The following is a 21,897-nucleotide window of genomic DNA, read 5'->3' as shown; positions in this document are numbered from 1 at the left end:
CTTCGGTGTACGGCTGACCGGTCAGGCGGCGATCACGGTGCCGGATCTGCGCGGCGTCCTCGCGGCGGTGGCCGCGGGCGCCGGGATCTCGGTGCTCCCCCGCTACCTGTGCCTCGACGAGCTGGCCTCCGGCGCGCTGGTGACCCTGCTGGACCCGGAGGACCCGCCGATCAACACCGCGTATCTGGTGCGGCGCCCGGGGGTGTCGGACAACCCGCACGTCGCGCTCGTCGGGGAACGGATCCTGGCGGCCGGCCGGACCTGGTGACGGCCCGCGGAAGGTAGCGGGCCACCCCGGGGGCGGGCCACCGGCGGTCGGCCGGACGAAGGAATTCGTCACCTGCCCGGTCCCGGCCCGCATGCGGAACCAGTGATCTTCGCATTGGCTCGGTCCGAAGGCGCACGGGCGTTCCCAACCCTCGGCGGCGCATGGGATGTACCGCCAACCGTGCTGTCGGAGGGCAGTTCTATGCGTATGACCCAGATGCTCGTCCGCTCCGGCCTGACCGTGGCGGCCGCCGCCGCGCTGCCGCTGACCCTCACCGCCACGCAGGCCGTCGCGGTGAACACGGCCATCAATGTGACCACCAGCGGCACGACGGTGCAGGTGACCACCAGCGACTGCGCCACCAGGTCCAACGGCTCCATGGGGAATGCCTCGCTGCTCTCCAGCGGTCAGGCCAACTTCGCACAGGGGCGCCAGGCGACCTTGTCCGGGACCAGCACCAGCCAGGCCGCGGCCTGGTCCAGCGTCACCACCGGCACCTACACCGTCATCGTGGTCTGCGCCGACGGCACCACGGCGGGCACCCAGGCCGTCACCGTCTCCCCCGTCTCCAGCCCCACGATCTCCGCGACGGCGACGGCGACAGCCACCTCGTCGGCATCACCGTCGCGCGGAGTCATGGGCGGGTTGGGCGGCGGCACGAAGGGCTACGGCGCCGCCACCTACGCGGCGGGCGGCGTCCTGGTGGCCGCGGGAGTCGGGGCCACGGTCTGGGTCCTGCGCCGACGCTCCAAGCCGCACCGGCTGTGAGCACGGCGGCGGCCCGGAACCCCGATCCCGATGACCGGAACCCCGGTCTCGACGAGGAGACCGGGCCGCCGCCGACCACCGAATACCCGGACCGTCAGGACGCCGGGTCCTGCGCGGGAAGCCGTTCGAACTCCTCCAGCGCGTGCGTCAGCCAGCCCGTCCAGAAGGTCTCCAGGTCGATCCCGGCCCTCAGGACGAGGTGCTGAAGGCGGTCCTGCGGCGCGTCCTTGCCGGGCGGGAAGTCCCGCTCCTGGATCTCCTCGTACTCCGCCAACTGCCGCTGGTGCAGGTCGAGATGGCGCCGCAGGTCCGCCTCGATGCCCTCCGTGCCGACCACCGCCGCGGCACGCAGCCGCAGCAGCAGCGTGTCGCGGAGCGGCTTGGGGTCCTGGGACGCGGCGGTCCACCTGGCCAGTTCGGCGCGGCCCGCGGGCAGGACCTCGTACCGCTTCTTCTGCCCCCGGGCCGGCTGCTGTGTCGGCAGGGCCCTGATGTGTCCCTCGGCCTCCAGTTTTCCCAGCTCGCGATAGATCTGCTGATGCGTCGCCGACCAGAAGTAGCCGATCGACCTGTCGAAGCGACGGGTCAGCTCCAGCCCCGATGACGGCTTTTCGAGCAGGGCGGTGAGGATCGCGTGCGGGAGTGACATGGAGTCATCCTAGGGACGGACCCCATGGCCCCTACAGCGCCGCCGCCAGCTCCGTTCCCTGCTTGATGGCCCGCTTGGCGTCCAGTTCGGCCGCCACGTCGGCGCCGCCGATGAGGTGCACGCTGCGGCCGTCGGCGCGCAGCGCCTCGTACAGGTCGCGGCGCGGTTCCTGGCCCGTGCAGAGCACGATCGTGTCGACGGGGAGGACGGAGGCCCGACCGTCGACGGTGACGTGCAGGCCTGCATCGTCGATGCGGTCGTACCGGACGCCCGGGACCATGGTGACGCCGCGGTGCTTGAGCTCGGTGCGGTGGATCCAGCCGGTGGTCCTGCCGAGGCCTCCGCCGACCTTGGACGTCTTGCGCTGCAGGAGGTGGACGGTCCGCGGCGGGGCGGGTCGCTCGGGGGTTCCGAGGCCGCCCGGCGCGCGGTAGTCCATGTCCACGCCCCAGTGCCGGAAGTACGTCGCCGGGTCCTCGCTCGCCTTGTCGCCGCCGTCGGTCAGGTACTCGGCGACGTCGAAGCCGATGCCGCCCGCGCCGAGGATCGCGACACGGTCGCCGACGGGCGCGCCGTCGCGCAGCACGTCGAGGTAGCCGACGACGCTGGGGTGGTCGACGCCCGGGATCTCGGGGGTGCGCGGGCCGACTCCCGTGGCGACGACGACCTCGTCGTACGCGGAGACGTCTTCGGCGCTGACGGGGGTGTTCAACCGCACGTCCACGCCGTGCAGTTCGAGCTGCGTACGGAAGTAGCGGATGGTCTCGTCGAACTCCTGCTTGCCGGGAACCCGGCGGGCCACATTGAGCTGGCCGCCGATCTCGTGCGCGGCGTCGTAGAGGGTGACGTCATGGCCGCGCTCGGCGGCGCTGACCGCACAGGCGAGTCCGGCCGGGCCCGCACCGACCACGGCAACCTGCTTGCGCCGCCTGGTCGGTGAGAGGACGAGCTCCGTCTCGTGGCAGGCCCTCGGGTTCACCAGACATGACGTGATCTTGCCGCTGAACGTGTGGTCGAGGCAGGCCTGGTTGCAGCCGATGCAGGTGTTGATGGCTTCGGGGCGGCCCGCTTCAGCCTTGGCCACGAAGTCCGGGTCGGCGAGCATCGGGCGGGCCAGCGACACCATGTCGGCGTGGCCCTCGGCGAGCAACTGCTCCGCGAGATCAGGGGTGTTGATGCGGTTGGTCGTCACGAGCGGAATCGACACGGCGCCCATGACCTTCTTGGTCACCCAGGCGTACGCGCCCCGCGGCACCGAGGTCGCGATGGTCGGGATCCGGGCCTCGTGCCAGCCGATGCCGGTGTTGATGATGGTCGCCCCGGCCGCCTCGACGGCCTTGGCGAGCGTGATCACCTCGTCGAACGACGATCCGCCCGGGACCAGGTCCAGCATCGACAGCCGGTAGATGACGATGAAGTCCTCGCCGACCGCCTCCCGCACCCGGCGGACGATCTCGACGGGGAACCGCATGCGGTTCTCGTACGAACCGCCCCAACGGTCTTCGCGTTTGTTGGTCTGCGCGGCGATGAACTCGTTGATGAGGTAGCCCTCGGAGCCCATGATCTCGACGCCGTCGTAGCCGGCGTGCCGCGCGAGGCGGGCGGCCCTGGCGTAGTCGTCGATGGTCCGCTCGACCTCGTCGTCGGTGAGCGCGTGCGGCGGGTACGGGCTGATCGGCGCCTGGAGCGCACTGGGGGCGACCAGGTCCTGGTGGTAGGCGTACCGCCCGAAGTGGAGGATCTGCATCGCGATCTTCCCGCCCTCGCGGTGCACCGCGGCGGTGATCCCGCTGTGCCGCTCGGCCTCCGCCTCGGTGGTGAGCTTGGCCCCGCCCTCGTACGGGCGGCCCGCCTCGTTGGGGGCGATGCCACCGGTGACGATGAGGCCGACACCACCGCGCGCCCGGGCGGCGTAGAACTCCGCCATGCGCTCGAAGCCCCGCTCGGCCTCTTCAAGGCCGACATGCATCGAGCCCATGAGCACACGGTTCGCCAACGTGGTGAAGCCCAGGTCGAGCGGGTTCAGCAGATGCGGGTAACGGCTCATGGGCCCCTCCGTACGCGGTGTCGTCATGTCTTTGTAGACGACGGAGGCGACCTTTTGCAACTAGTTGCACAATGGCGCGGCCCAAAGGGGCGAGGGGCTGCGACATACGCGACTGCGCCGGGTGGGCGCGACCAGCCGCGGACGACCCGCACCCTCTAGCTACTCTTCACGCCAATCACGACGTTCGCGTAAAGCTCCTCCGAGACCTCCAGCCTCGGTATCAGCCCGGCATCGGCGAAGATCTGGACAGCCGACCCCGCCTGGCGCTCACTCGTCTCGGCGAGGAGGCTCCCGCCGGGCGCCAGCCACCGCGGCGCCTCCCCGGCGACACGACGCAGGACATCGAGCCCGTCCCCACCCCCGTCGAGGGCCACGAGAGGCTCATGGTCACGGGCCTCTGGCGGCAGCAGCCCGACCTCGGCGCTGGGAACGTACGGCACATTGGCGGCCAGAATGCCGACGCGCCCGCGAAGGGCACGCGGCAACGCCTCGAAGAGATCCCCCTCGTAGACATGGGCACCCGCGCCCGCGTTCCGCCGAGCGCACCGCACCGCGGCGGGGTCGACGTCGGCGGCGTGCAACTCGACGCCGGGAAGCGCGGCGGCGAGCGCCGCACCCACCGCACCCGAGCCGCAGCACAGGTCCACGACGACGGGCGCCCCGGGAGCGAGCGCGACGGCCTGTTCGACCAGGAACTCGGTGCGTCGGCGGGGCACGAAGACACCGGGTTCCACGGCTATGCGCAGACCCCTGAACTCGGCCCAGCCCAGGACGTGTTCGAGGGGCAGGCCCGCAACTCGGCGATCAACCATCACGGTGAGCTCGGCCGGTGTACTGGCGGTGGAGAGGATCAGACGCGCCTCGTCCTCGGCGAAGACACAGCCCGCGGAGCGGAGCGCGGTGACGACATGTGCGTAAGAAGGTGGCATGGAAGCCGAGAGCCTTTCGGGAAGCCGAAGGGCGCCCTCCAGGTCACCTGATGACGGTGAGGCCCCGAGGCGAGAGCACCCGAGCTGACACAGCGGTAATGGGGCTCACCTCCTCGGTCCGTTCGCGGCTGGGGCGGTCCGCAGCCGGACGGCAACATTACACGGCGCCGACTCCGGCCGGGACCCGGTCCGACCCCTCCCCGCCTTGCACCCCGGACCCTCTCTAGTTGCATTAGGCAACCACTTAGTTGTATGGTGCAACCAGAAGAGGAAGGATGAAACCGTGAACGCAGCCGACGTGTCCATCGAGACGATCCACCACGAGCTGACGGCCTTCGCCCGCCGCGCCCGGGCCTCGGCGGGACGTCTGCACCCCGAGCTGTCCCTGGTCTCGTACACGCTGCTCGGCCACCTGGAGGACGTCGGCGGCTGCCGGTCCACCGACCTGGCCGCGCACTACGCCCTGGACAAGTCCACGGTCAGCCGTCAGGTCTCGGCCCTCGAACGGGCCGGGCTGGTCGAGCGCCGGGCCGATCCGCAGGACCAGCGCGTCCAGGTGCTCCACCTCACCCCCGCCGGCAAGGAGATCCTCGCCCAGGTGACCGCGAGCCGCCGGGTGGCGTTTCGCGAGCGGCTCGCGGGCTGGCCCGAGGAGGACCTGGAGCGGTTCGCCGGGTATCTGCTGCGGTACAACGCGGCGGGCGGAGTGACGTTCAAGACCGCGCCCGCGAGCGACTGACGCACGTCGGGCACGCGAGCCGCGCGACGCGTCCCTCGTCCTGAGTCCCGCCACACCGCCATCGTTCAAGCCTGCCGCGGCCCCACGCCCTCCCCGCCGCTAAGCGACCCCCGACGTCTGCCGGTCACCGAGCGGTTCGGGCACCCGCGCCCCCACGAACCTCGTCCTGCGCCGCAGCCGGAAGCCCATCACCTCGTAGAGCCGGATGGCAGTGGTGTTCTCGGCGGCGGCGTGCAGGAACGGTGTCTCGCCCCGGGCGCGGATGCCGTGGGCGACCGCCAGGGTCAGCCGGGTCGCGAGGCCCTCGCCGCGGAAGTCCGGGTGGGTGCAGACCGCGCTGATCTCGGTCCAGCCCGGTGGATGCAACCGCTCCCCCGCCATGGCGATCAGGGTCCCGTTCCGACGGATCCCGAGATACGTGCCGAGTTCGACGGTCCGGGGCAGGAATGGGCCCGGCCGGGTGCGCTCGACCAGGTCCAGCATCTCCGGTACGTCGGCGGGACCGAGCCGTACGGCCTCCGGCTCGGGTTCGGCGGCCAGGCCGTCGTCCACGAGCTGTACGCCGTCCAGGCTGAACGTCACTTCCCAGCCGTCCGGGACACCTCCGTCGAAGGCGGGCAGCCCCAGCTCCTCGCCGGGGCCGACGAGCGCCGTGAGGTCGGCCCAGTCGTCGGCGTCCGGCTCATCGGGGAGTGCCAGCCAGGGCGACACGTCGACGGGGTAGCGCAGCACGCGCCCGTGCTGCTCGGCGAAGTGGGCGTGCGGGCCGGTCAGCGAGCCGAGCGCCGGGTTGTCCAGCGGGTGACGTGCCCCGCTCATATGGCGACCTCGATCACGACCTTGCCGCGCGTGTGGCCCTCCTCGACGGTACGGAGTGCCTCCCCGGCCCGTTCGAGGGGGAAGGTCTGCGTCACCAAGGGGTGCAGCCTGCCGTCGGCCACGAGCCGGGCCACCTGGTCGAGCACCGCGGCGGTACGGGCCCGCGCGACGGGCGAGCCGCCGAGGCCCGCCACGATGTCCTTGCCGCCCGCGGTGATCAGCTTCGTCCGGTCCGCGACCAGCTCGGCCGCTGCTTCGAGGACCTCACCGCCGACCACGTCGTAGACGGCGTCCACGCCGTCGGGCGCCACGGCCCGTACGCCGTCGGCGAAGTCGGGGCCCGACGGCACATGCACGGCACCGAGCGACTCGACCAGGTCCTTCTTGCCCGCGCTCGCGACACCGATGACGTTCAGGCTCTCGGTGCGCGCGATCTGGATCACCGAGACGCCCACACCGCCGCCCGCACCCGTGACCAGCAGGGTCGAACCGGCCGGAAGGTCCAGCTGACGGACTCCGTCGTACGCGGTCGCCGCCGCGACGGGCAGGGCCGCGGCGTCCGCGAAGGAGACACCGGCGGGCTTGTGGGCGGTGACCGCCACGGGGAGCAGTACGTACTGGGCGAACGCCCCGGCGATCGGGTTGCCGAATACCTCGTCCCCGACCGCGAAGCCCGTGACGCCCTCGCCGACCTCCTCGACGACTCCGGCGGCCTCGTTGCCGAACACGGCGGGCAGCGCGCGCGGCTGCTGGCCGGGGCGCTGGTAGCCGGTGCGCTGCTTGGAGTCGACGGGGTTCACGCCCGCCGCCCGTACGGCGACCAGCAGCTCGCCGGGTCCGGGGCTCGGGCGGTCCTGGTCGACGAGGGCTTCGGTCTCGGGGCCGCCGTACTGGGTGAAGACGTACGCCTTGGGCATTGCTCCGTCACTCTCCTTCGCACCGGGGTGGACATCAACCGGTTGGGCACTAGCGGCAAGGTAGATCGCGGGGTTGCTATTCCCGGGCCGCCGGACTGTTCATGCGGCCGCAACGATCCGGGGCGGGGCCTCCCGGCGGGCCCGGTACCGTGGAGGGCGTACGCAACGATCAAGGGCCGCCGTCCGGCAGGTCTGGAGGCACCTCCCGCATGAACGTCACCCGAGGCTTCACCGGGCGCCCGCGCGTCCGCAACGACGGGCTGCCGCCCGGCCAGTACGACACGGGCGACGACTGGCCCGTCCTGTCCGCGGAGGTCACACCGGACCTGTCGCCCGAGGAGTGGACGTTCACCGTCGACGGCCTGGTCGCCGAACCGCGCACCTGGAGCTGGGACGAGGCGCACGCGCTGCCGCCGTCCGCGTACGAGGGCGACATCCACTGCGTGACGAGCTGGTCGAAGTTCGGGGTGCGCTTCGGGGGCGTGTCGCTCGACGCGTTCCTCGACACGGTCCGTCCGGCGCCGGACGCCACGCACGTCGTCGCCTACTCTCACACCGGCTACACCGCGAACCTCCCCCTCGCGGACCTCACCGATGGGCGCGCCTGGATCGTGTGGGAGTACGGGGACGGGCCGCTGCCCGCCGAGCACGGTGGCCCGGCGCGGCTGATCGTGCCGCATCTGTACTTCTGGAAGAGCGTCAAGTGGATCGCGGGCCTCAGGCTTCTCGACCACGACGAGCCGGGCTTCTGGGAGCAGAACGGCTACCACCACCGCGGCAACCCCTGGGAAGAGCAGCGCTACTCCGGTGACTGAGACCGCCATCTCCGCCACGGACTCCACGCCGTCGGCCGGCTTCACGCCGCCGACCCGCTTCGCCGTGCCCGGCCGGATCTCCGTGAACAACCTCACGGCGGCCACCTGGCAGCGCGCCACACTCACCGAGGTCCGCCGGGAGACCCCGCACGCGGCGACCTTCCGGTTCGCCGTGCCGGACTGGGAGGGCCATGTTCCCGGGCAGCACCTGATGCTGCGGCTTCGGGCGGAGGACGGTTATGTCGCCCAGCGGCACTACTCGATCGCCTCGCCGCCCGACGACACCGGGCACATCGAGCTCACCCTCGACCATGTCGACGGCGGTGAGGTGTCCGGCTGGTTCCACACGGTCGCCAAGCCCGGCGACGAGGTGGAGGTGCGCGGACCGCTCAGCGGCTTCTTCGCCTGGCCGGGCGACCGGCCCGCCCTGCTCGTCGGCGCGGGCTCCGGCGTCGTACCGCTGATGTCGATGGTCCGCCACCATCGCGCGCGGGGGCTGTCGTTGCCGCTGCGGCTGCTGGTGTCGGCGCGCAGTCCCGAGGAGCTGATCTACGCGTCGGAGTACGGGGCCGAGACCACACCCGTGTTCACGCGCACCGCGCCGGAGGGTGTGCCCGTGGGACGTGTGTCGGCCGCACATGTGGCGGCGCTCCTGGCCGACCGGCCCGAAGGTGGGTGGGAGGCCTATGTGTGCGGTTCGAACGGGTTCGCCGAGCATGCCTCGCGGCTGCTGGTGGACGCCGGCCAGCCGGTGGACCGTATCCGGATCGAGCGCTTCGGCTGATCGAACCGCGTCGCGCCATCCGTCCCGTCGCGTGATCGGCCCGATTCGCACGGCCGGCGCGTGTCGTGTGATCGCGCGGTGCCGTGTGGTCCCCCTCAGGGATGCGGCACCACGGCGACCGGGCACGTGGAGTGGTGGACCAGGGAGCGTGCCGCGCGGCCCAGGCCCGGGCCGGCCGAGGCGCGGCGGCCGATGACCAGCAGCCCCGCCCGGGCGTACGCCTGCAGCAGATGGTGCCCGGCGTGCCCCTGGGCGACGCGCTCGGTGACCTCGGTCTCCGGGTACTTGTGGCGCCACGGCCCCAGAGTCACCGCCAGGGAACGGCACTTGGCGTCCTCCTGCTCGGCCGTGTCGCCGGGCGTCCGTCCGCCGTCGAGGTAGCCCCGCCGCGGGGACGGCGTCCAGGCGTGCACGACGTGCAGCGGCGCCGAGCGGACGGTGGCGGTGTCGAAGGCATGGCCGATGAGGTCGTCCGCGGGGTGGGCGAGGTCGAGACCGAGGACCACCGGCAGGTACGGGGCCCGGGCCGGCTGGGTGGTCCCGTCGACGGGCATCCGCTCGTCCTCGGGGAGTTCGCCCGCGCGCACCAGCACCACCGGACGTTCGGCCCGCGCGGCCACGGCGAGTGCGACCGAGCCGACCAGGAACCCGGCGAAGCCGCTGAAGCCCCGCGAGCCAAGGACCAGGGTCTCCGACTCCGCGGCGGCGGCGACCAGCGCCGGGACGGCAGGCGTGTCGGTCCGGCGGGCGACGATGTCCAACGCCGGGTGGCCGTAGGAGAGTTGGACGGCGGCCCGGTCGAGTGTGGTGCGGACGGGTGCGCCGCCCGGGTGCCGTGCGGGTGCGGCGGGTTCGTCTCCGGCGTGCAGCAGCCGTAAGGCGAGCCCACGTCGCTCGGCCTCGCGGGCCGCCCAGTCGGCGGCGTCGAGACTCGCGCGGGAGCCGTCGATGCCGACGGTGACGGTCCGGGTGTCCTTGTTCATGGCTCGTACCTTTCGAAGCTCATGCCTCCTGCCTTTCGCCCGCGTGTCTCGGGGTACCCCTCTCGCGCGTCTCGCGGATGCGTTCGCGGTGATCACCGCCCCGGTCGCACACACGACTTCCCGGTCACACACACGACGCGGGTTCCACACCGGGCGCGGATCAGTCGTGCGCGGCTGGCGAAGACGCCCGACGAAGAGGACGCTGGAAGGGGGCGGTGTACGCCGGTGAGCGTGTGACGAGAGGCGGTAACGGTCACGAGCGGTGCCGAGAGGCGAGAGCGGTCGCGCGGTGAGGAGGCCGGGATATGCGGACGCGGATTCGGGGCTGGCGATGGCGGCGCAATCCGCTGCGGCGCCGCTCGGACGTGGTGGAGGCGTGGACCGCGCTGTGCGTCGCGGTCCTGCTGTGCGTCGGCGGCCCGCTGGCCGGGATCGCCACGGGCTGGCGGGCGTACGACAGCGCGCGGACCAGGGCCGAGGAGCAGCGCACCCAACGGCACCGGGTGCCCGCCGAGGTCACCGAGCACGCACCCGCCGCGGTGCCCACCTCGGAGGGCGAACGGCAGCCGACCTACCGGGTGACCGTCCGCTGGACCGAGCCGGGCGAGCCGCCGCGGACGGACAAGGCACGGGTACCCGCCGGCACCCGGAGCGGCGACCGCGCGTACATCTGGCTGGACGACCTGGGCCGGGTCGTGCCCGCCCCCGCGGACGGCACCGCCGTGTGGCAGCACACGCTGTCGGCGGGCGCCTGCGCCACGGGCCTGTTCGCGGGCGGCGTCCTCGGGGCATATGCCGTCGTACGACGGGCCGCCACGCGCCATCGCCTGGCCGAGTGGGAACAGGAGTGGGCGTACACGGGGCCCGAGTGGCGGCGTCACTGCACCTGAGCGGATCCGCACCGGCCGGTGCTCGGTGAGCGCCGTGGCCAGTGGGCGGCGCCCGGTGATCGGGAGGCGTCAGCCGAGGCGCTGCATGCTCCGCGCGATGCGCCCGTGCTCCCGCAGCGCGTCACGCAGCCCGGGCAGTACCGGCTCGCCCCGGTCGACGAGGACGCGGCCGCCGACCACCGTGGTCCAGGCGCGGCCGGGCCCGCAGCGCAACCAGGCCTCGACGGGGTCGCTCAGGGCGCCCGCGAGCGCGACCTCGTGCAGGTCCCAGACGACGAGGTCGGCGCAGGCGCCCGGCCGCAGGTGCCCCAACTCGTCGGCGCGGCCCAGGCATTGGGCGGAGCCGCGGGTAGCGATGTCGAGGGCGTCGCGGGCGGTCATCGCGCCGGGTCCGCCCCGATAGCGGCCGAGCAGGAGCGCGCCGCGGGTCTCCATCCACAGCGAGGCGTGGTCCGTGGAGGCGGAGCCGTCGCAGCCGATACCGACCGGCAGGCCCAGCTCACGCATCTCCCGCACGCGGGCGGTGCCGCCGCCGATGAGCATGTTGGAGCTGGGGCAGTGCGCCACGCCGACCCCGGCCCCGGCGAGGCGCCGCAGTTCGGCGTCGTTCGGGTAGATGCAGTGCGCGACCCAGCTGCGGTCGCTCAGCCAGCCGGTGTCCTCGAAGTACTCGACGGGCCGGCAGCCGTACGTCTCCAGGCAGTACGTGTCCTCGTCGCGGTCCTCGGCGAGATGCGTGTGCAGGCGTACGTCGTACCGTTCGGCGAGTTCCGCGGTCGCCGTCATCAGTTCCCTGGTGACCGAGAACGGCGAGCAGGGGGCGAGCGCGACCCGGACGAGCGCGCCCGGCTCCGGGTCGTGGTGGGCCTTGATCAGCCGCTCGCTGTCGGCGAGGACCTCGTCCTCGGTCTGCGTGACGCTCCTCGGCGGCAGTCCCCCGTCCTCCACGGACCGGGTCATCGAGCCGCGCGTGGCGTGGAAGCGGAACCCGATGTCCCGCGCGGCACGGATCTCGGCGTCCACGAGGCGCGGGCGCGGATGTACGTAGAGATGGTCCGAGGAGGTCGTACAGCCGCCCATCAGCAGCTCGGTCATGCCGACGTAGGCCGACACGTACACCGCCTCCTCGTCGAGGGCGGCCCACAGCGGGTACAGCGTGGTGAGCCAGTCGAAGAGGGAGCCGTTCACCGCGGGAGCGTAGGAGCGGGTGAGGTTCTGGTAGATGTGGTGGTGCGTGTTGATCAGTCCGGGGGTGACGATCCGGCCGGCCGCGGACACCTCCGAGCGGGCCTCCGGTTCGGCCCCGGGACCGCCCACGGCGGCGACCCGGCCGTCCCTGACGGCCACCCAGCCGCCCGGGATCTCCCGTTCCCCGTCCACTACCAGCAGTTCGGCGTCCTTGACCAGCAGGTCCACGGCAGGCGGCATGGCGTCATCGTAGCCAGCACGGGCCGGCCCGCGGAGGAGGTCTGGCGGCCCCCCGGCCACCCCCGTACGGTGTGATCATCCGCACCCTTATTCGTAGCAAAGGCGGTCTTCCATGGCCTTGTTCGACCTTCCTCTCGATCAGCTCCGGACCTATCGCAGCGCGTCCGTCGAGCCCGAGGACTTCGACGCCTTCTGGGGCAAGACGCTTCAGGAGGCGCGCGAGCACGGTCTGGACGCCCGCTTCGAACCCGTCGAGGCGCATCTGAAGAACGTGAAGGTCTTCGACGTCACGTTCGCCGGGTTCGGCGGCCACCCGGTGAAGGGCTGGCTGACGCTTCCGGCCTGGGCGAACACACCGTTGCCGACGGTCGTCGAGTACATCGGATACGGCGGCGGACGCGGGCTTCCTCATACGCATCTGCTGTGGGCCTCGGCGGGCTTCGCGCACTTCGTGATGGACACGCGCGGGCAGGGCGGCGCGTGGGGCGGCGGCGGCGACACGCCGGACCCGGTGGGCAGCGCGCCCGCGTATCCCGGGTTCATGACGCGGGGCGTCGACGCCCCCGAGAACTACTACTACCGGCGGGTGTTCACCGACGGGGTCCGGGCCGTGGAGGCGGCCCGCTCGCACGAGTTCGTCGACTCCGAGCGCGTCGCGGTGGTCGGTTCGAGCCAGGGCGGCGGTATCTCCATCGCGGTGGGCGGACTGGTGCCGGACCTCTCGGCGGTCGCGCCGGACGTGCCGTTCCTGTGCGACTACCCGCGCGCGACGACGCTCACGGACCGCGATCCGTACCGGGAGATCGGCAACTACCTCAAGACGCACCGCGGCCGCACCGAGCAGGTCCTGCGCACGCTCTCCTACTTCGACGGCGTGCACTTCGCCACGCGCGGCAGCGCTCCCGCCCTGTTCTCGGCGGCGCTGGAGGACCAGACCTGCCCGCCGTCCACGGTCTTCGCGGCCTTCAACGCATGGGGGCACGACGACAAGGCGATCGAGGTGTACGACTTCAACGACCACGAGGGCGGCGGCCCGTTCCAGGAGGCCGTGAAGCTGGCCTGGCTGCCCCAGCGCTTCTGAGGCGGCCGCAATGGAGACGCACGAGGCGGCCGAGCGGTTCGTCCGGGTGTGGGAGCGGGCCTGGGCGGAGCACGACGTGGACGCGCTGCTGGCGCTGTACGCCGAGGGGTGCGTCCACCGGTCGATGCCGTTCCGGGAGCCGCATCGCGGGCGGGACGAACTCGCCGCGTATCTTCGCTGGTCGTTCGCCGACGAGCGGGTTGTCGATGTGCGGTTCGGAGCGCCGGTGATCGGTGAACACGGCCTCGCCGTTGCCGAGTTCAGGGTCCTCGCCGAGGAGGGCGAGGGTCCTTCGACGCTGGCCGGGTGTGTCTTCGTGCGCTTCGACGCAGAGGGCTTCGCCGTGGAGGCGCGGGACTATTGGCACTCCGTGCCCGGGCATCAGGAGCCGGCGGGATCGTTGTTTCTTGGCTGAACGCCACGGGGGGGTGTCAGGTTGTTGGGAATCTGCGGACCGGCTGTGGCTGGTCGCGCAGTTCCCCGCGCCCCTGACGGGGCGCTGTTCTCCCCGACCGCTTCCCTCCAGTCCGACCAGTCGGTACGTTCGGGGAAGCCGGGCGGTCGTGTCATGCCCTGCGTTCCCGGCGGACGACGGAGGAGCCATGTCCCAGGTTCAGGGTCGGTGTGAGACGCGCTTCGAGGCGGTACGGGCCGCGTTCGAGGAGAACTTCCGGGAGCGCGACGAGCTGGGCGCGGCCGTCGCCGTCACGGTGGACGGCGAGACCGTGGTCGACCTGTGGGGAGGCTGGGCGGACTCGGCCCGGACACGCGCGTGGGAGCGGGACACGCTGGTCAACGTGTGGTCGACCACGAAGGGGCCGACAGCGCTGTGCGCGCACATCCTGGCCGACCGCGGGCTGCTCGACCTGGACGCGCCGGTGGCCACGTACTGGCCGGAGTTCGCCGCGGCGGGCAAGGAGACCGTGCTCGTACGGCATCTGCTGTCGCATCGGGCGGGGCTGGCCGGGCTGCGGGAGCCGCACTCGCTGGAGCAGCTCTTCGACTGGGAGCTGACCACGAAGCGGCTCGCGGCGACGGAGCCCTGGTGGGAGCCGGGGACGGCGTCGGGCTACCACGCGATGACGTACGGCTTCCTGGTCGGTGAAGTGGTGCGGCGCGTCTCGGGGTTGCTGCCGAGTGCGTTCCTCGAGCGGGAGGTGACCGGGCCGATCGGTATCGACTTCACCATCGGCCTGCCGGAGAAGGAGGCCGGGCGCGCGGCAGAGCTGGTGCATCCGCCGGCCGCCTCGTCCAGTGAACAGGCCGCGATCTTCAGCCAGTTGACGCCGGTGGCACTGGCCGCCCTGGCCAATCCCGTGACGAGCGCGGCCGGGGCCAACACGGCGGCGTGGCGGGCGGCAGAGATCCCGGCCGCCAACGGACACGGCACGGCCCGCGCCGTCGCCGCGCTGTACGGGATCTTCGCCGGGCGGGGCTCGTACGGCTCGCAGCGTGTCCTCTCCGCGGAGGCCGCCGAGCGGGTCCGTGAGGGGCAGGGCGCATGCCGTGACCTGGTTCTCGGGGCCGGTTTCGACGGCGAGACGGAGATCGGCCTGGGTCTCTGGCTCAGCGGCACCAACCGCTCCTACGGCCCGAATCCGAGGGCCTTCGGTCATGACGGCTTCGGCGGTTCCTGCGGCCTCGCCGACCCGGAGACGGGCGTCTCGCTGGGCTATGTCATGAACCGGATGGGCCCGCACATCGCCGACGACCCGCGGAAGATGGCACTCATCGACGCGCTCTACAGCGCGCTCTGAAGACGGGGCGGGACTGGGTGTGGCGGCGACGCGCCCGCCTCGGAGCCGGGCGTTGTTCACGCCTCGGCGCCCGGGCGGGCGCGGCCGGTTGTCCCGACTGCCATCGGCTCAGCGCACGGCGACCTCGCGCTCCTCACGGTGTCCGCCGTCGGCCCCGCCCTCGCGGTCCTCGTGGGCTTCGCGATCCTCGTGGGCTTCACCGTGCCGCGTCGCTGTGGCGCGCTGTGGCAGTTTCGCGCCCTCGATGTCGACGTCGGGGGTGATGCGGTCGAGCCAGCCCGGCAGACCCCAGGCGCGGCGGCCGAGCAGGGCCATGGCGGCGGGGACGAGGGTCATACGGACCACGAAGGCGTCGATGAAGACACCGAACGCGAGCGCGAAGCCTATGGACTTGATGATCGGGTCGTGGTTGAAGACGAACCCTCCGAACACCGCGACCATGATCAGCGCGGCGGCGCTGACCACCCGGCCGCTGCGTGCCACGCCGTGGGTGATGGCCTCGGACGCGCTGCCCGTGTGCTCGTAGTGCTCACGCATACGGCTGACGAGGAACACCTCGTAGTCCATGGCCAGCCCGAAGAGGACACCGATCAGGAGCACGGGCAGGAAGCTGGTGACCGGTCCGGCCGACGGGATGTCGAGGACGCCGTTCAGATGGCCGTTCTGGAAGACCCACACGGTGGCGCCCAGGGCCGCGGCGACCGACAGCAGGAATCCGAGGGCGGCCTTGACCGGGACCAGGAGCGAACGGAAGGCGATGGTCAGCAGGATCAGCGCCAGGATCACGATGATGGCGATGAACAGGGGCAGGGCGTCGGAGAGTTTGCCCGCGACGTCGATGGCCGCGGCGGTGGCGCCGGCGATGTAGAGGGTGCCGCCCGCATCGGCGATGCCGGGCGCGTTGCCCCGCAGCCCGTGCACCAGATCGGTCGTGGCCTGGGCGTCCGGACCGGTCTTGGGGACGACCGCGACGACCGCGAGGGTGGAGTCGGGGTTGGTCACGGGCGGGGCGACGGCGGCCACGCCGGGCTCGCCGGCCAAGGTCGTACGCAGGTCGGTCACCGTCGCCGTGCGCTCGGCGGCGGGTATGCCGCTGGTGTCCACGACGGCGGTCAGGGTGGCGTTGAAGCCGGGCCCGAAGCCCTCGCTCAGCAGGTCGTAGCTCTTGTGCTGGGTGCTGTCGGACGGCTGTGAGGCGTAGCTGGGCAGTCCCAGGCGCAGGTCACGGGCGGGCAGGGCGAGTGCGAGCATGCCGATCACACCCACGAGGAGAACGATCAGCGGCTTGCGGGTGACGACGCGGGCCCAGGCCAGACCCCAGGACCCCGGGGTGCGCTTGGCACTCTCGGTGCTCTCGGGGCGCTCAACACTCCTGGTGCGCTTGGTGCGGCGGGCACGCGGGCGCAGCCGCTCGCCGAACAGACCCAGTACGGCGGGGACCAGAGTGATCGCGATGAGCACGGCGAGCAGGACCGTCACGGCGGCGGCCAGCCCCATGATCGTGAGGAACGGGATGCCGGTGACCGCCAGCGCGGCCAGCGCGATGATCACGGTCGCGCCGGCGAAGACGACCGCGCTGCCCGCGGTGGCCACGGCCCGCGCGATCGAGTCCTCGACGTCCGTGTCCGGATCTGCGAGCTGCTCACGATGGCGGGAGAGGATGAACAGAGCGTAGTCGATGCCGACCGCGAGGCCGATCATGAGGGCGAGCACCGTGGCGGTGCTGGTCATCTCCACGAAAGAGGAGACGAACTGGACGCCGAGCACGCCGATCACCACCCCCACGACGGCGGTCACCAGCGGAAGTCCGGCCGCGACCAGTGAGCCGAGGGCGAGGGCCAGGACGGCGAAGGCGATCATCACGCCCACGATCTCCGCGGGCCCGCCTACCTCGGTCTTCGGCTGCATGGCCGATCCGCCGAACTCGACCTCGAGACCGGCGTCCCGGGCTTGGGCCATCGCCTCCGACAGGGCGTCCTTCGATGTGTCGGGTACTTCGTCGGCCGACTGACGGAACAGGACGTCCGAGTAGCCGATCCGCCGGCTCTCCGAGACCGTGCCGGACCCGGCCGGATCCGAGACGTTCACGACTCCCGGCACGTCGGCGGCCTTCTTGAGACTCGCGGCGACGGCCGCCTCGGCCTTGGGCTCGGTGAGCGTGCCGTCCTCTGGAGCGGCGAACACCACGCGGGCCACCCCGCCCGCGGCGGTCGGGAACTTCTTCTCCAGCAGGTCCTGCGCCTTCTGGGACTCGATCCCGGGCACGGAGAACTCGTTGGACACCTTGCCGTGCAGGGTGATCCCGAGGCCGCCGACCACGGCGAGCAGCAGCAGCCAGACGGCCATGACCCGGCCGCGGCGGCGCACCGCCCATTGCCCCCAGGTGTACAGGCGTGACGCCATGCCGTGTTCCTTCCCTCGTCAGCGACGCAGGTCCCCGATCGGACCGCGGCATTGCTACACCCTAACGCATTTTTACAGTCGGCTGTAAATTAGCCATCGATGGTAAAGTGCGGCCATGACGAGTGAGGGCCTACGGGAACGCAGCAAGGCGCGGCGCAGGGAGGCGATCCTCCGGGCGGCCTACAAGCTGTTCACCGATCGCGGGTTCGAGGCCACGACGATCGCCGACATCGCCGCGGCGGCCGAGGTCTCGCCCCGTACGGTCACGTTGTACTTCCCGTCCAAGCTGGAGCTGGCGCTGTCGGACTTCGACGCCTTCGCGGTCCGGCTCGGCAGCGCGCTGCGCAGGCGCGAGGAGGACTGGACGATCCTGGACGCGCTGGAGCACTGGCTGCGCGAGGAGATCTCCACCAGAGGCGAGCTGGACGACCTCGCCGACAGCATGCTCGAACTCAATCCGCAGCTGCGCGCGGTCGCCGGGGCCCGGCTGGCGGAGGTCATCCAGGACGGCGCCCGCATTCTCGCCGAGGAACAGGGCACCGATCCCGACGACTTCGGCCCGCGCATGGCGGCGGCAGCGGCGGCAGCGGTGATCGCCGAGGTGTGTCACCGGCCCCAGGAGGCCGACATCGAGGCGGCGATGGCCTTCCTGCGCGCCGGCCTCGCGACACTGCCGGCGGCCCCACAGTCCTGACGGCCCCGATGTGCGCGCCCCATGACGGCAGTCCCGCGCCCGTCACAGGGCTGCGCTCCTCCTGAAGTACAGGCGGACGACGGAGCCCGCGGGGTCCAGCGTCGCGGTGGCCAGATCGCTCAACTGCCGTGCCACCCACATCCCGTGGCCGTTCGGGGCCCGCGGGTCGGGTGGCAGGTGGCCCGGGAACGGCGGGGGCGGTTGCGGCGGCGCGGTCGGCCTGCCGGTGTCGGAGATCTCGCAGATCACGTGGTCGGAGTCGCTGCGCAGCCGCAGGACGCCCCGACCGCCCCCGTGGCGCAGGGAGTTGACCACCGCCTCGTGGACCGCGGTCACCATGTCGTGCGTCAGCCGCTCGGGCACCCCGAGGCCACGGGCGTACGCGGAGAGTGCGCCCCGTACGTGCACCGACCGGCCGCGCGCGAAGGGAATGTCGTCGCGTCCCGCGGGGAGCGTCGGCGGCCGTGTCGTGTCGCACTCGGCGTAGAAGTCGGCCGGGTCGACATAGCGGCCGCAGTGCGCCGACTGCCGTGGTCCCAGGGAGAGTTCGGGATGGGTGCGGACCGCCGAACGGATGATGCCGACCGGGAGGACGCGGATGTCGTAGGGGCAGAGGATCCAGTGTCCGGTGCCCGCGAAGGCGATGTTGAGCAGGGACTCGTAGCGCATCCACTCTCGGACCTCGAAGGCCGTACGGTCCGACCAGACGGGCTCGCCGATGACCCGGACCCTGCGCGGGCGGCCGGTCTCGTCCGTGTCGTGCGTGGCGCAGTAGGTGTTGTAGCGGCCCAGGGTGCGGGACGGACTGCCGTACCAGTCCTGCGCGTCGACGAACTCGACTTCCTCGGAGCGATGGCCGAGCGCCTCGTCGAGAAGGCCGAGGTTGCGGGACGTGACGACGGCGAGCACGGTGTCGCCGGTGTCCAGGCCGTCGCGGGCGAAGGTGAGCGTGCCTTCGAGGAACTCGTCGTCGGAGCCGTAGCAAAGCGCCTGGTGGACGAACCGCGTACGACTCACGGGCGCCGCTCCTTCCGCCGAGTCCCTCTTACAAGTCCGCTTGCTCTACGAGCAGCCCGGGCACGCGGTCCCAGCCGGTGACCCGCATCAGCCGCTGGATGTGCGGGGCGACGCCGTGCAGGACGAGGGTGCCGCCGGACGCGGACAGGGCGCCGCCCGCGAAGACCAGCAGGCGCAGCGCACCGACGTCGATGAAGCGCAGGTCGCGAAGGTCGATCCGGGTGCGCACCCCGTTGACCGGGCGGGCGCGGGCACGGGCCGTCTCGGCGTGCAGGGCGCGGGCCAGGGCGGTCACGTTCGTGTCGTCGACCTCTCCGGCGAGCGCGAGACCGGGCGGGGCGAAGGTGCGGGTGATGGAGAGCAGTTCGTCGTGCCAGACGAGGTCGGCGGCGACCCGGCCGTGGTGCAGTCCGTCGAGAGGGGCCAGCTCGCCCTCGTCGAAGACTCGGCGGTCGTACTGACAGATGCCGAGGACCGGCAGGGACGCGAATACGGGTTCGAGGAGGAGTTCGCTGTCGTGCAGTGTCTTGAGGCCCTTGCCCGCCTGGCCCCGCATGACCTCCATGCTGACGCGCAGGCCGAGGTAGCCGTCACCGACCGCCCGGCGCGTCTCGCGGCGGATCACCTCGTCCAGGTCCCACAGGCCGTCGGGGGTCGCGAGGTGCGGGTCCACGGTCAGCCGTCCGGCGGCGAGTTCGTCGTCGACGGCGCAGCCGCGGGACTCCAGGAAGGTGAGGGCGAGGTCGGCCGGCAGATCGGCCGGGCCCAGCAGCAGCCCGCGCTGGCCGCTGGCCAGCCCGTCCAGGAGGAACGCGGCGACCACGGTCTCGCGCTCCTCGTCCGCTTCGTAGCCCAGGGGCAGATGGTCTCCCGCGCGCATCTCTCCGACTGCTCTGGGTGCGGGCACGGTGTCCATCCCCCGCACCTCCCAAGGTCACCACTCGGCGTGCCGGGACGCCTCCACGCTACGCCCAATGCGGCCTCGGCGTGAGGGCGAGGGCCCGAATACCGGTCACCGGGGCAGGGGTCGGACACGGGCGTTCCCGGGCGTTAGGGTGACCGCCATCGGTCTGGTGAGGGGGGAGCGATGGCGGCCTCGGTGCGCAACGGCAGGACCGGCAATCTCCCCGCCGAGTCCAACGCCTTCATCGGCCGCACATCCGAACTGGCCGAAATATCAGCCCTGTTGGGAACCGCGCGGCTCGTCACCCTCACCGGCCCCGGAGGCGTCGGCAAGTCACGGCTGGCGCTGCGGGCCGCGCACACCGTGCGGGCCTCCTTCCCCGGCGGGGTGTGGCTGGTGGAACTGTCCGACCTCAAGAACCCCGACCTCCTCACCAACGCCCTCGCCGAGGCGACCCGGCTGACCGAGCAGACTCTCCGCCCGCTCCTGGAGGCCGTCTACGAGCATCTCGACGACGGGCCGCTGCTGCTCGTCCTGGACACCTGCGATCACGTACTGGACGAGTGCGCGCGAGTCGTCCAGGAACTCCTCGCGCACGTACCGGAGTTACGGATTCTGGCCACCAGCCGTCAGCCACTGGGCGTGGCCGGCGAGCATCTGCTGTCCGTGACACCGCTGCCGCTCGGCGAACGCGACGACGCGGTGGCGCTGTTCGCGGTCCGCGCCGCGGCCGCCGTGCCGTCGTTCACGCTGACCGACGCCAACCGGGCGAACGTGGCGGCGGTCTGCGCCCGCCTCGACGGGATCCCGCTGGCCCTGGAACTGGCCGCGGTGCGGCTGCGCGGCTTCGCCCTCGACCGGCTCCTGGCAGGCCTGGACTCCCGGTTCGACCTGCTCGTCTCCCCCGCCCGGCCGCGGCTCGCCCGGCATCAGACGCTGCGTACGGCGATCGGCTGGAGCCATGAGCTGTGCACTCCGCTGGAGCGGCTGCTGTGGGCCCGCCTCTCGGTGTTCGCGGGCGGCTGGGACGTGGAGGCCGCCGAATTCGTTTGCCACGGCGGCCCGTTGGACGCCGAGGAGATCCTGGCGCTGCTCGCGTCGCTCACCGAGAAGTCGATCGTGACGCGCGAGGGCGACGGTGTGGCCGGGCGCTACCGCATGCTCGACACGGTCCGTACCTTCGGCGCCGAGTGGCTCGACGGCCTCGGCGAGCAGGACACCGTACGTGCCCGTCACCGTGACTACTTCCGCTGGATCGCGCGTCAGGGCCAGGCCGAGTGGCTGGGCCCGGGCCAGCGGATGTGGGCCGAGCGGCTGAGCATGGAGCACGCCAACCTGCGGGTCGCCCTGGAGGAGTGCCTGACGGCGCCGGAGCCCGAGACGGCACTCGAACTCGCGGGCACGCTCTGGTACTTCTGGTTCGCCTGCGGCTTCGCCGAGGAGGGACGCGGCCATCTGGAGCGCGCACTGCGCCGGGCGCACCGCGGCGGTCCCGAGCACGCCCTGGCGACCTGGGCACACCGCCTGGTCACCGTCGTGCCGGACGACCTGGACGCCGCCGAGTCGGTGAGCGCGGCGTACGTGTGGCTCGCCGAGGAGCGCCAACTGCCCGTGCCCGCACTGCCGTTGACCGGGGCCAGTCTCGCGGTGCGCGGCGAGTCGGCGCGGTCCGCGCTGCTGTACGGCAGCAGCACGAAGGGTCCCGGTGGCGGAGGGGGCGCCGAGTTCTTCCAGCTCCTCACGCTGGCACTGCAGGCGTATCTCCTGGCGGGCCAGGGCGCGTTCGAGCGGTGCGCGGCGGTGGCCGAGCGGCTGCGCGCCGACTGCGCGAAGCGCGGTGAGCTGTGGATGCGGGCCTGGGGCGACTTCTTCGTCGCCCTCGCCGGGATCGGGCTCGGGCGGCCGGAGGACGCGCTGGTCTCCGCGCGCGAGGCGCTGGCCGCCAAGTGGCGCGTCCACGACCGGCTCGGCGCCGCGGCCGTGGCCGACCTGCTGGTGGCCGCTG

At 72.1% G+C, this 21,897-nt stretch carries 21 protein-coding genes; 11 read left to right on the top strand and 10 right to left on the bottom strand.

Annotated elements, in window-relative coordinates:
* Window positions 1-268: LysR substrate-binding domain-containing protein (locus O3Q52_RS23620; protein ID WP_269650768.1), on the top strand; the 268-nt coding region annotated here is incomplete at its 5' end.
* Window positions 269-469: 201 nt separating this feature from the next.
* Complete coding sequence (locus tag O3Q52_RS23615; protein ID WP_269650767.1) at window positions 470-1,036, top strand: hypothetical protein; 567 nt, start codon at window positions 470-472, stop codon at window positions 1,034-1,036.
* Between the two features lie 94 nt (window positions 1,037-1,130).
* Here O3Q52_RS23615 and O3Q52_RS23610 read toward each other — a convergent pair whose 3' ends face one another.
* The 3 genes from O3Q52_RS23610 to O3Q52_RS23600 form a co-directional block, all read right to left on the bottom strand.
* On the bottom strand, window positions 1,131-1,685 hold the full coding sequence (locus O3Q52_RS23610) for a PadR family transcriptional regulator (RefSeq protein ID WP_269650766.1): 555 nt from the start codon (window positions 1,683-1,685) through the stop codon (window positions 1,131-1,133).
* Window positions 1,686-1,716: 31 nt separating this feature from the next.
* Entirely contained in the window at window positions 1,717-3,732 is a 2,016-nt protein-coding gene (locus O3Q52_RS23605; protein ID WP_269650765.1) for an NADPH-dependent 2,4-dienoyl-CoA reductase, read from the bottom strand.
* 155 nt (window positions 3,733-3,887) lie between these two features.
* Window positions 3,888-4,661: a putative protein N(5)-glutamine methyltransferase gene (locus O3Q52_RS23600; protein ID WP_269650764.1), complete on the bottom strand. Its 774-nt coding sequence runs from the start codon at window positions 4,659-4,661 to the stop codon at window positions 3,888-3,890.
* A gap of 283 nt (window positions 4,662-4,944) precedes the next feature.
* Here O3Q52_RS23600 and O3Q52_RS23595 point away from each other — a divergent pair, with 283 nt between their 5' ends.
* Window positions 4,945-5,400: a MarR family winged helix-turn-helix transcriptional regulator gene (locus O3Q52_RS23595; RefSeq protein ID WP_269650763.1), complete on the top strand. Its 456-nt coding sequence runs from the start codon at window positions 4,945-4,947 to the stop codon at window positions 5,398-5,400.
* 99 nt (window positions 5,401-5,499) lie between these two features.
* Here O3Q52_RS23595 and O3Q52_RS23590 read toward each other — a convergent pair whose 3' ends face one another.
* The gene (locus O3Q52_RS23590; protein ID WP_269650762.1) at window positions 5,500-6,219 is read right to left on the bottom strand and encodes a GNAT family N-acetyltransferase; all 720 of its coding nucleotides are present in this window, start codon (window positions 6,217-6,219) and stop codon (window positions 5,500-5,502) included.
* Window positions 6,216-7,136 (bottom strand): NADP-dependent oxidoreductase, encoded by a 921-nt coding sequence (locus O3Q52_RS23585; RefSeq protein WP_269650761.1) that lies wholly within the window; start codon window positions 7,134-7,136, stop codon window positions 6,216-6,218. The genes O3Q52_RS23590 and O3Q52_RS23585 overlap by 4 nt, the downstream gene beginning before the upstream one ends.
* Window positions 7,137-7,345: 209 nt before the next feature.
* Between O3Q52_RS23585 and O3Q52_RS23580 the strand changes: the two genes are divergently transcribed.
* Together O3Q52_RS23580 and O3Q52_RS23575 are read left to right on the top strand one after the other, a co-directional pair.
* Complete coding sequence (locus O3Q52_RS23580) at window positions 7,346-7,951, top strand: sulfite oxidase-like oxidoreductase (protein WP_269650760.1); 606 nt, start codon at window positions 7,346-7,348, stop codon at window positions 7,949-7,951.
* On the top strand, window positions 7,944-8,735 hold the full coding sequence (locus O3Q52_RS23575; RefSeq protein WP_269650759.1) for a ferredoxin reductase: 792 nt from the start codon (window positions 7,944-7,946) through the stop codon (window positions 8,733-8,735). The genes O3Q52_RS23580 and O3Q52_RS23575 overlap by 8 nt, the downstream gene beginning before the upstream one ends.
* A gap of 95 nt (window positions 8,736-8,830) precedes the next feature.
* Here the strand turns inward: O3Q52_RS23575 and O3Q52_RS23570 are convergent, their stop codons facing one another.
* Window positions 8,831-9,718, bottom strand: coding sequence for a universal stress protein (locus tag O3Q52_RS23570; RefSeq protein ID WP_269650758.1), 888 nt, complete (start codon window positions 9,716-9,718; stop codon window positions 8,831-8,833).
* Window positions 9,719-10,023: 305 nt separating this feature from the next.
* Here O3Q52_RS23570 and O3Q52_RS23565 point away from each other — a divergent pair, with 305 nt between their 5' ends.
* On the top strand, window positions 10,024-10,608 hold the full coding sequence (locus O3Q52_RS23565; protein WP_269650757.1) for a hypothetical protein: 585 nt from the start codon (window positions 10,024-10,026) through the stop codon (window positions 10,606-10,608).
* Window positions 10,609-10,677: 69 nt separating this feature from the next.
* Here the strand turns inward: O3Q52_RS23565 and O3Q52_RS23560 are convergent, their stop codons facing one another.
* Window positions 10,678-12,036 (bottom strand): 8-oxoguanine deaminase, encoded by a 1,359-nt coding sequence (locus O3Q52_RS23560; RefSeq protein WP_269650756.1) that lies wholly within the window; start codon window positions 12,034-12,036, stop codon window positions 10,678-10,680.
* 112 nt (window positions 12,037-12,148) lie between these two features.
* On the opposite strand from O3Q52_RS23560, the gene O3Q52_RS23555 reads away from it, so the two are divergent.
* The 3 genes from O3Q52_RS23555 (at window position 12,149) to O3Q52_RS23545 (ending at window position 14,874) form a co-directional block, all read left to right on the top strand.
* Window positions 12,149-13,117, top strand: coding sequence for an acetylxylan esterase (locus O3Q52_RS23555; protein ID WP_269650755.1), 969 nt, complete (start codon window positions 12,149-12,151; stop codon window positions 13,115-13,117).
* Between the two features lie 10 nt (window positions 13,118-13,127).
* A complete protein-coding gene (locus O3Q52_RS23550; protein WP_269650754.1) occupies window positions 13,128-13,532 on the top strand; it encodes a nuclear transport factor 2 family protein in 405 nt (134 codons plus the stop codon).
* A gap of 187 nt (window positions 13,533-13,719) precedes the next feature.
* On the top strand, window positions 13,720-14,874 hold the full coding sequence (locus O3Q52_RS23545; protein WP_269650753.1) for a serine hydrolase domain-containing protein: 1,155 nt from the start codon (window positions 13,720-13,722) through the stop codon (window positions 14,872-14,874).
* Window positions 14,875-14,982: 108 nt separating this feature from the next.
* Here the strand turns inward: O3Q52_RS23545 and O3Q52_RS23540 are convergent, their stop codons facing one another.
* The gene (locus O3Q52_RS23540; RefSeq protein WP_269650752.1) at window positions 14,983-17,277 is read right to left on the bottom strand and encodes an MMPL family transporter; all 2,295 of its coding nucleotides are present in this window, start codon (window positions 17,275-17,277) and stop codon (window positions 14,983-14,985) included.
* Between the two features lie 115 nt (window positions 17,278-17,392).
* Here O3Q52_RS23540 and O3Q52_RS23535 point away from each other — a divergent pair, with 115 nt between their 5' ends.
* Window positions 17,393-17,971 (top strand): TetR/AcrR family transcriptional regulator, encoded by a 579-nt coding sequence (locus O3Q52_RS23535; protein ID WP_269650751.1) that lies wholly within the window; start codon window positions 17,393-17,395, stop codon window positions 17,969-17,971.
* 42 nt (window positions 17,972-18,013) lie between these two features.
* Here O3Q52_RS23535 and O3Q52_RS23530 read toward each other — a convergent pair whose 3' ends face one another.
* Both O3Q52_RS23530 and O3Q52_RS23525 read right to left on the bottom strand, forming a co-directional pair.
* A complete protein-coding gene (locus O3Q52_RS23530; RefSeq protein ID WP_269650750.1) occupies window positions 18,014-18,988 on the bottom strand; it encodes a sensor histidine kinase in 975 nt (324 codons plus the stop codon).
* Window positions 18,989-19,016: 28 nt separating this feature from the next.
* A complete protein-coding gene (locus O3Q52_RS23525) occupies window positions 19,017-19,904 on the bottom strand; it encodes an MEDS domain-containing protein (protein ID WP_269650749.1) in 888 nt (295 codons plus the stop codon).
* Window positions 19,905-20,075: 171 nt separating this feature from the next.
* Between O3Q52_RS23525 and O3Q52_RS23520 the strand changes: the two genes are divergently transcribed.
* On the top strand, window positions 20,076-21,897 hold a 1,822-nt coding region (locus O3Q52_RS23520), incomplete at its 3' end, for an AAA family ATPase (RefSeq protein WP_269650748.1).

Source organism: Streptomyces sp. ActVer, assembly GCF_027270795.1.
Lineage (GTDB): Bacteria > Actinomycetota > Actinomycetes > Streptomycetales > Streptomycetaceae > Streptomyces > Streptomyces umbrinus_A.
The sequence above is the reverse complement of the archived record's forward strand: the minus strand, read 5'-3'. Positions and strand labels throughout refer to the sequence as shown.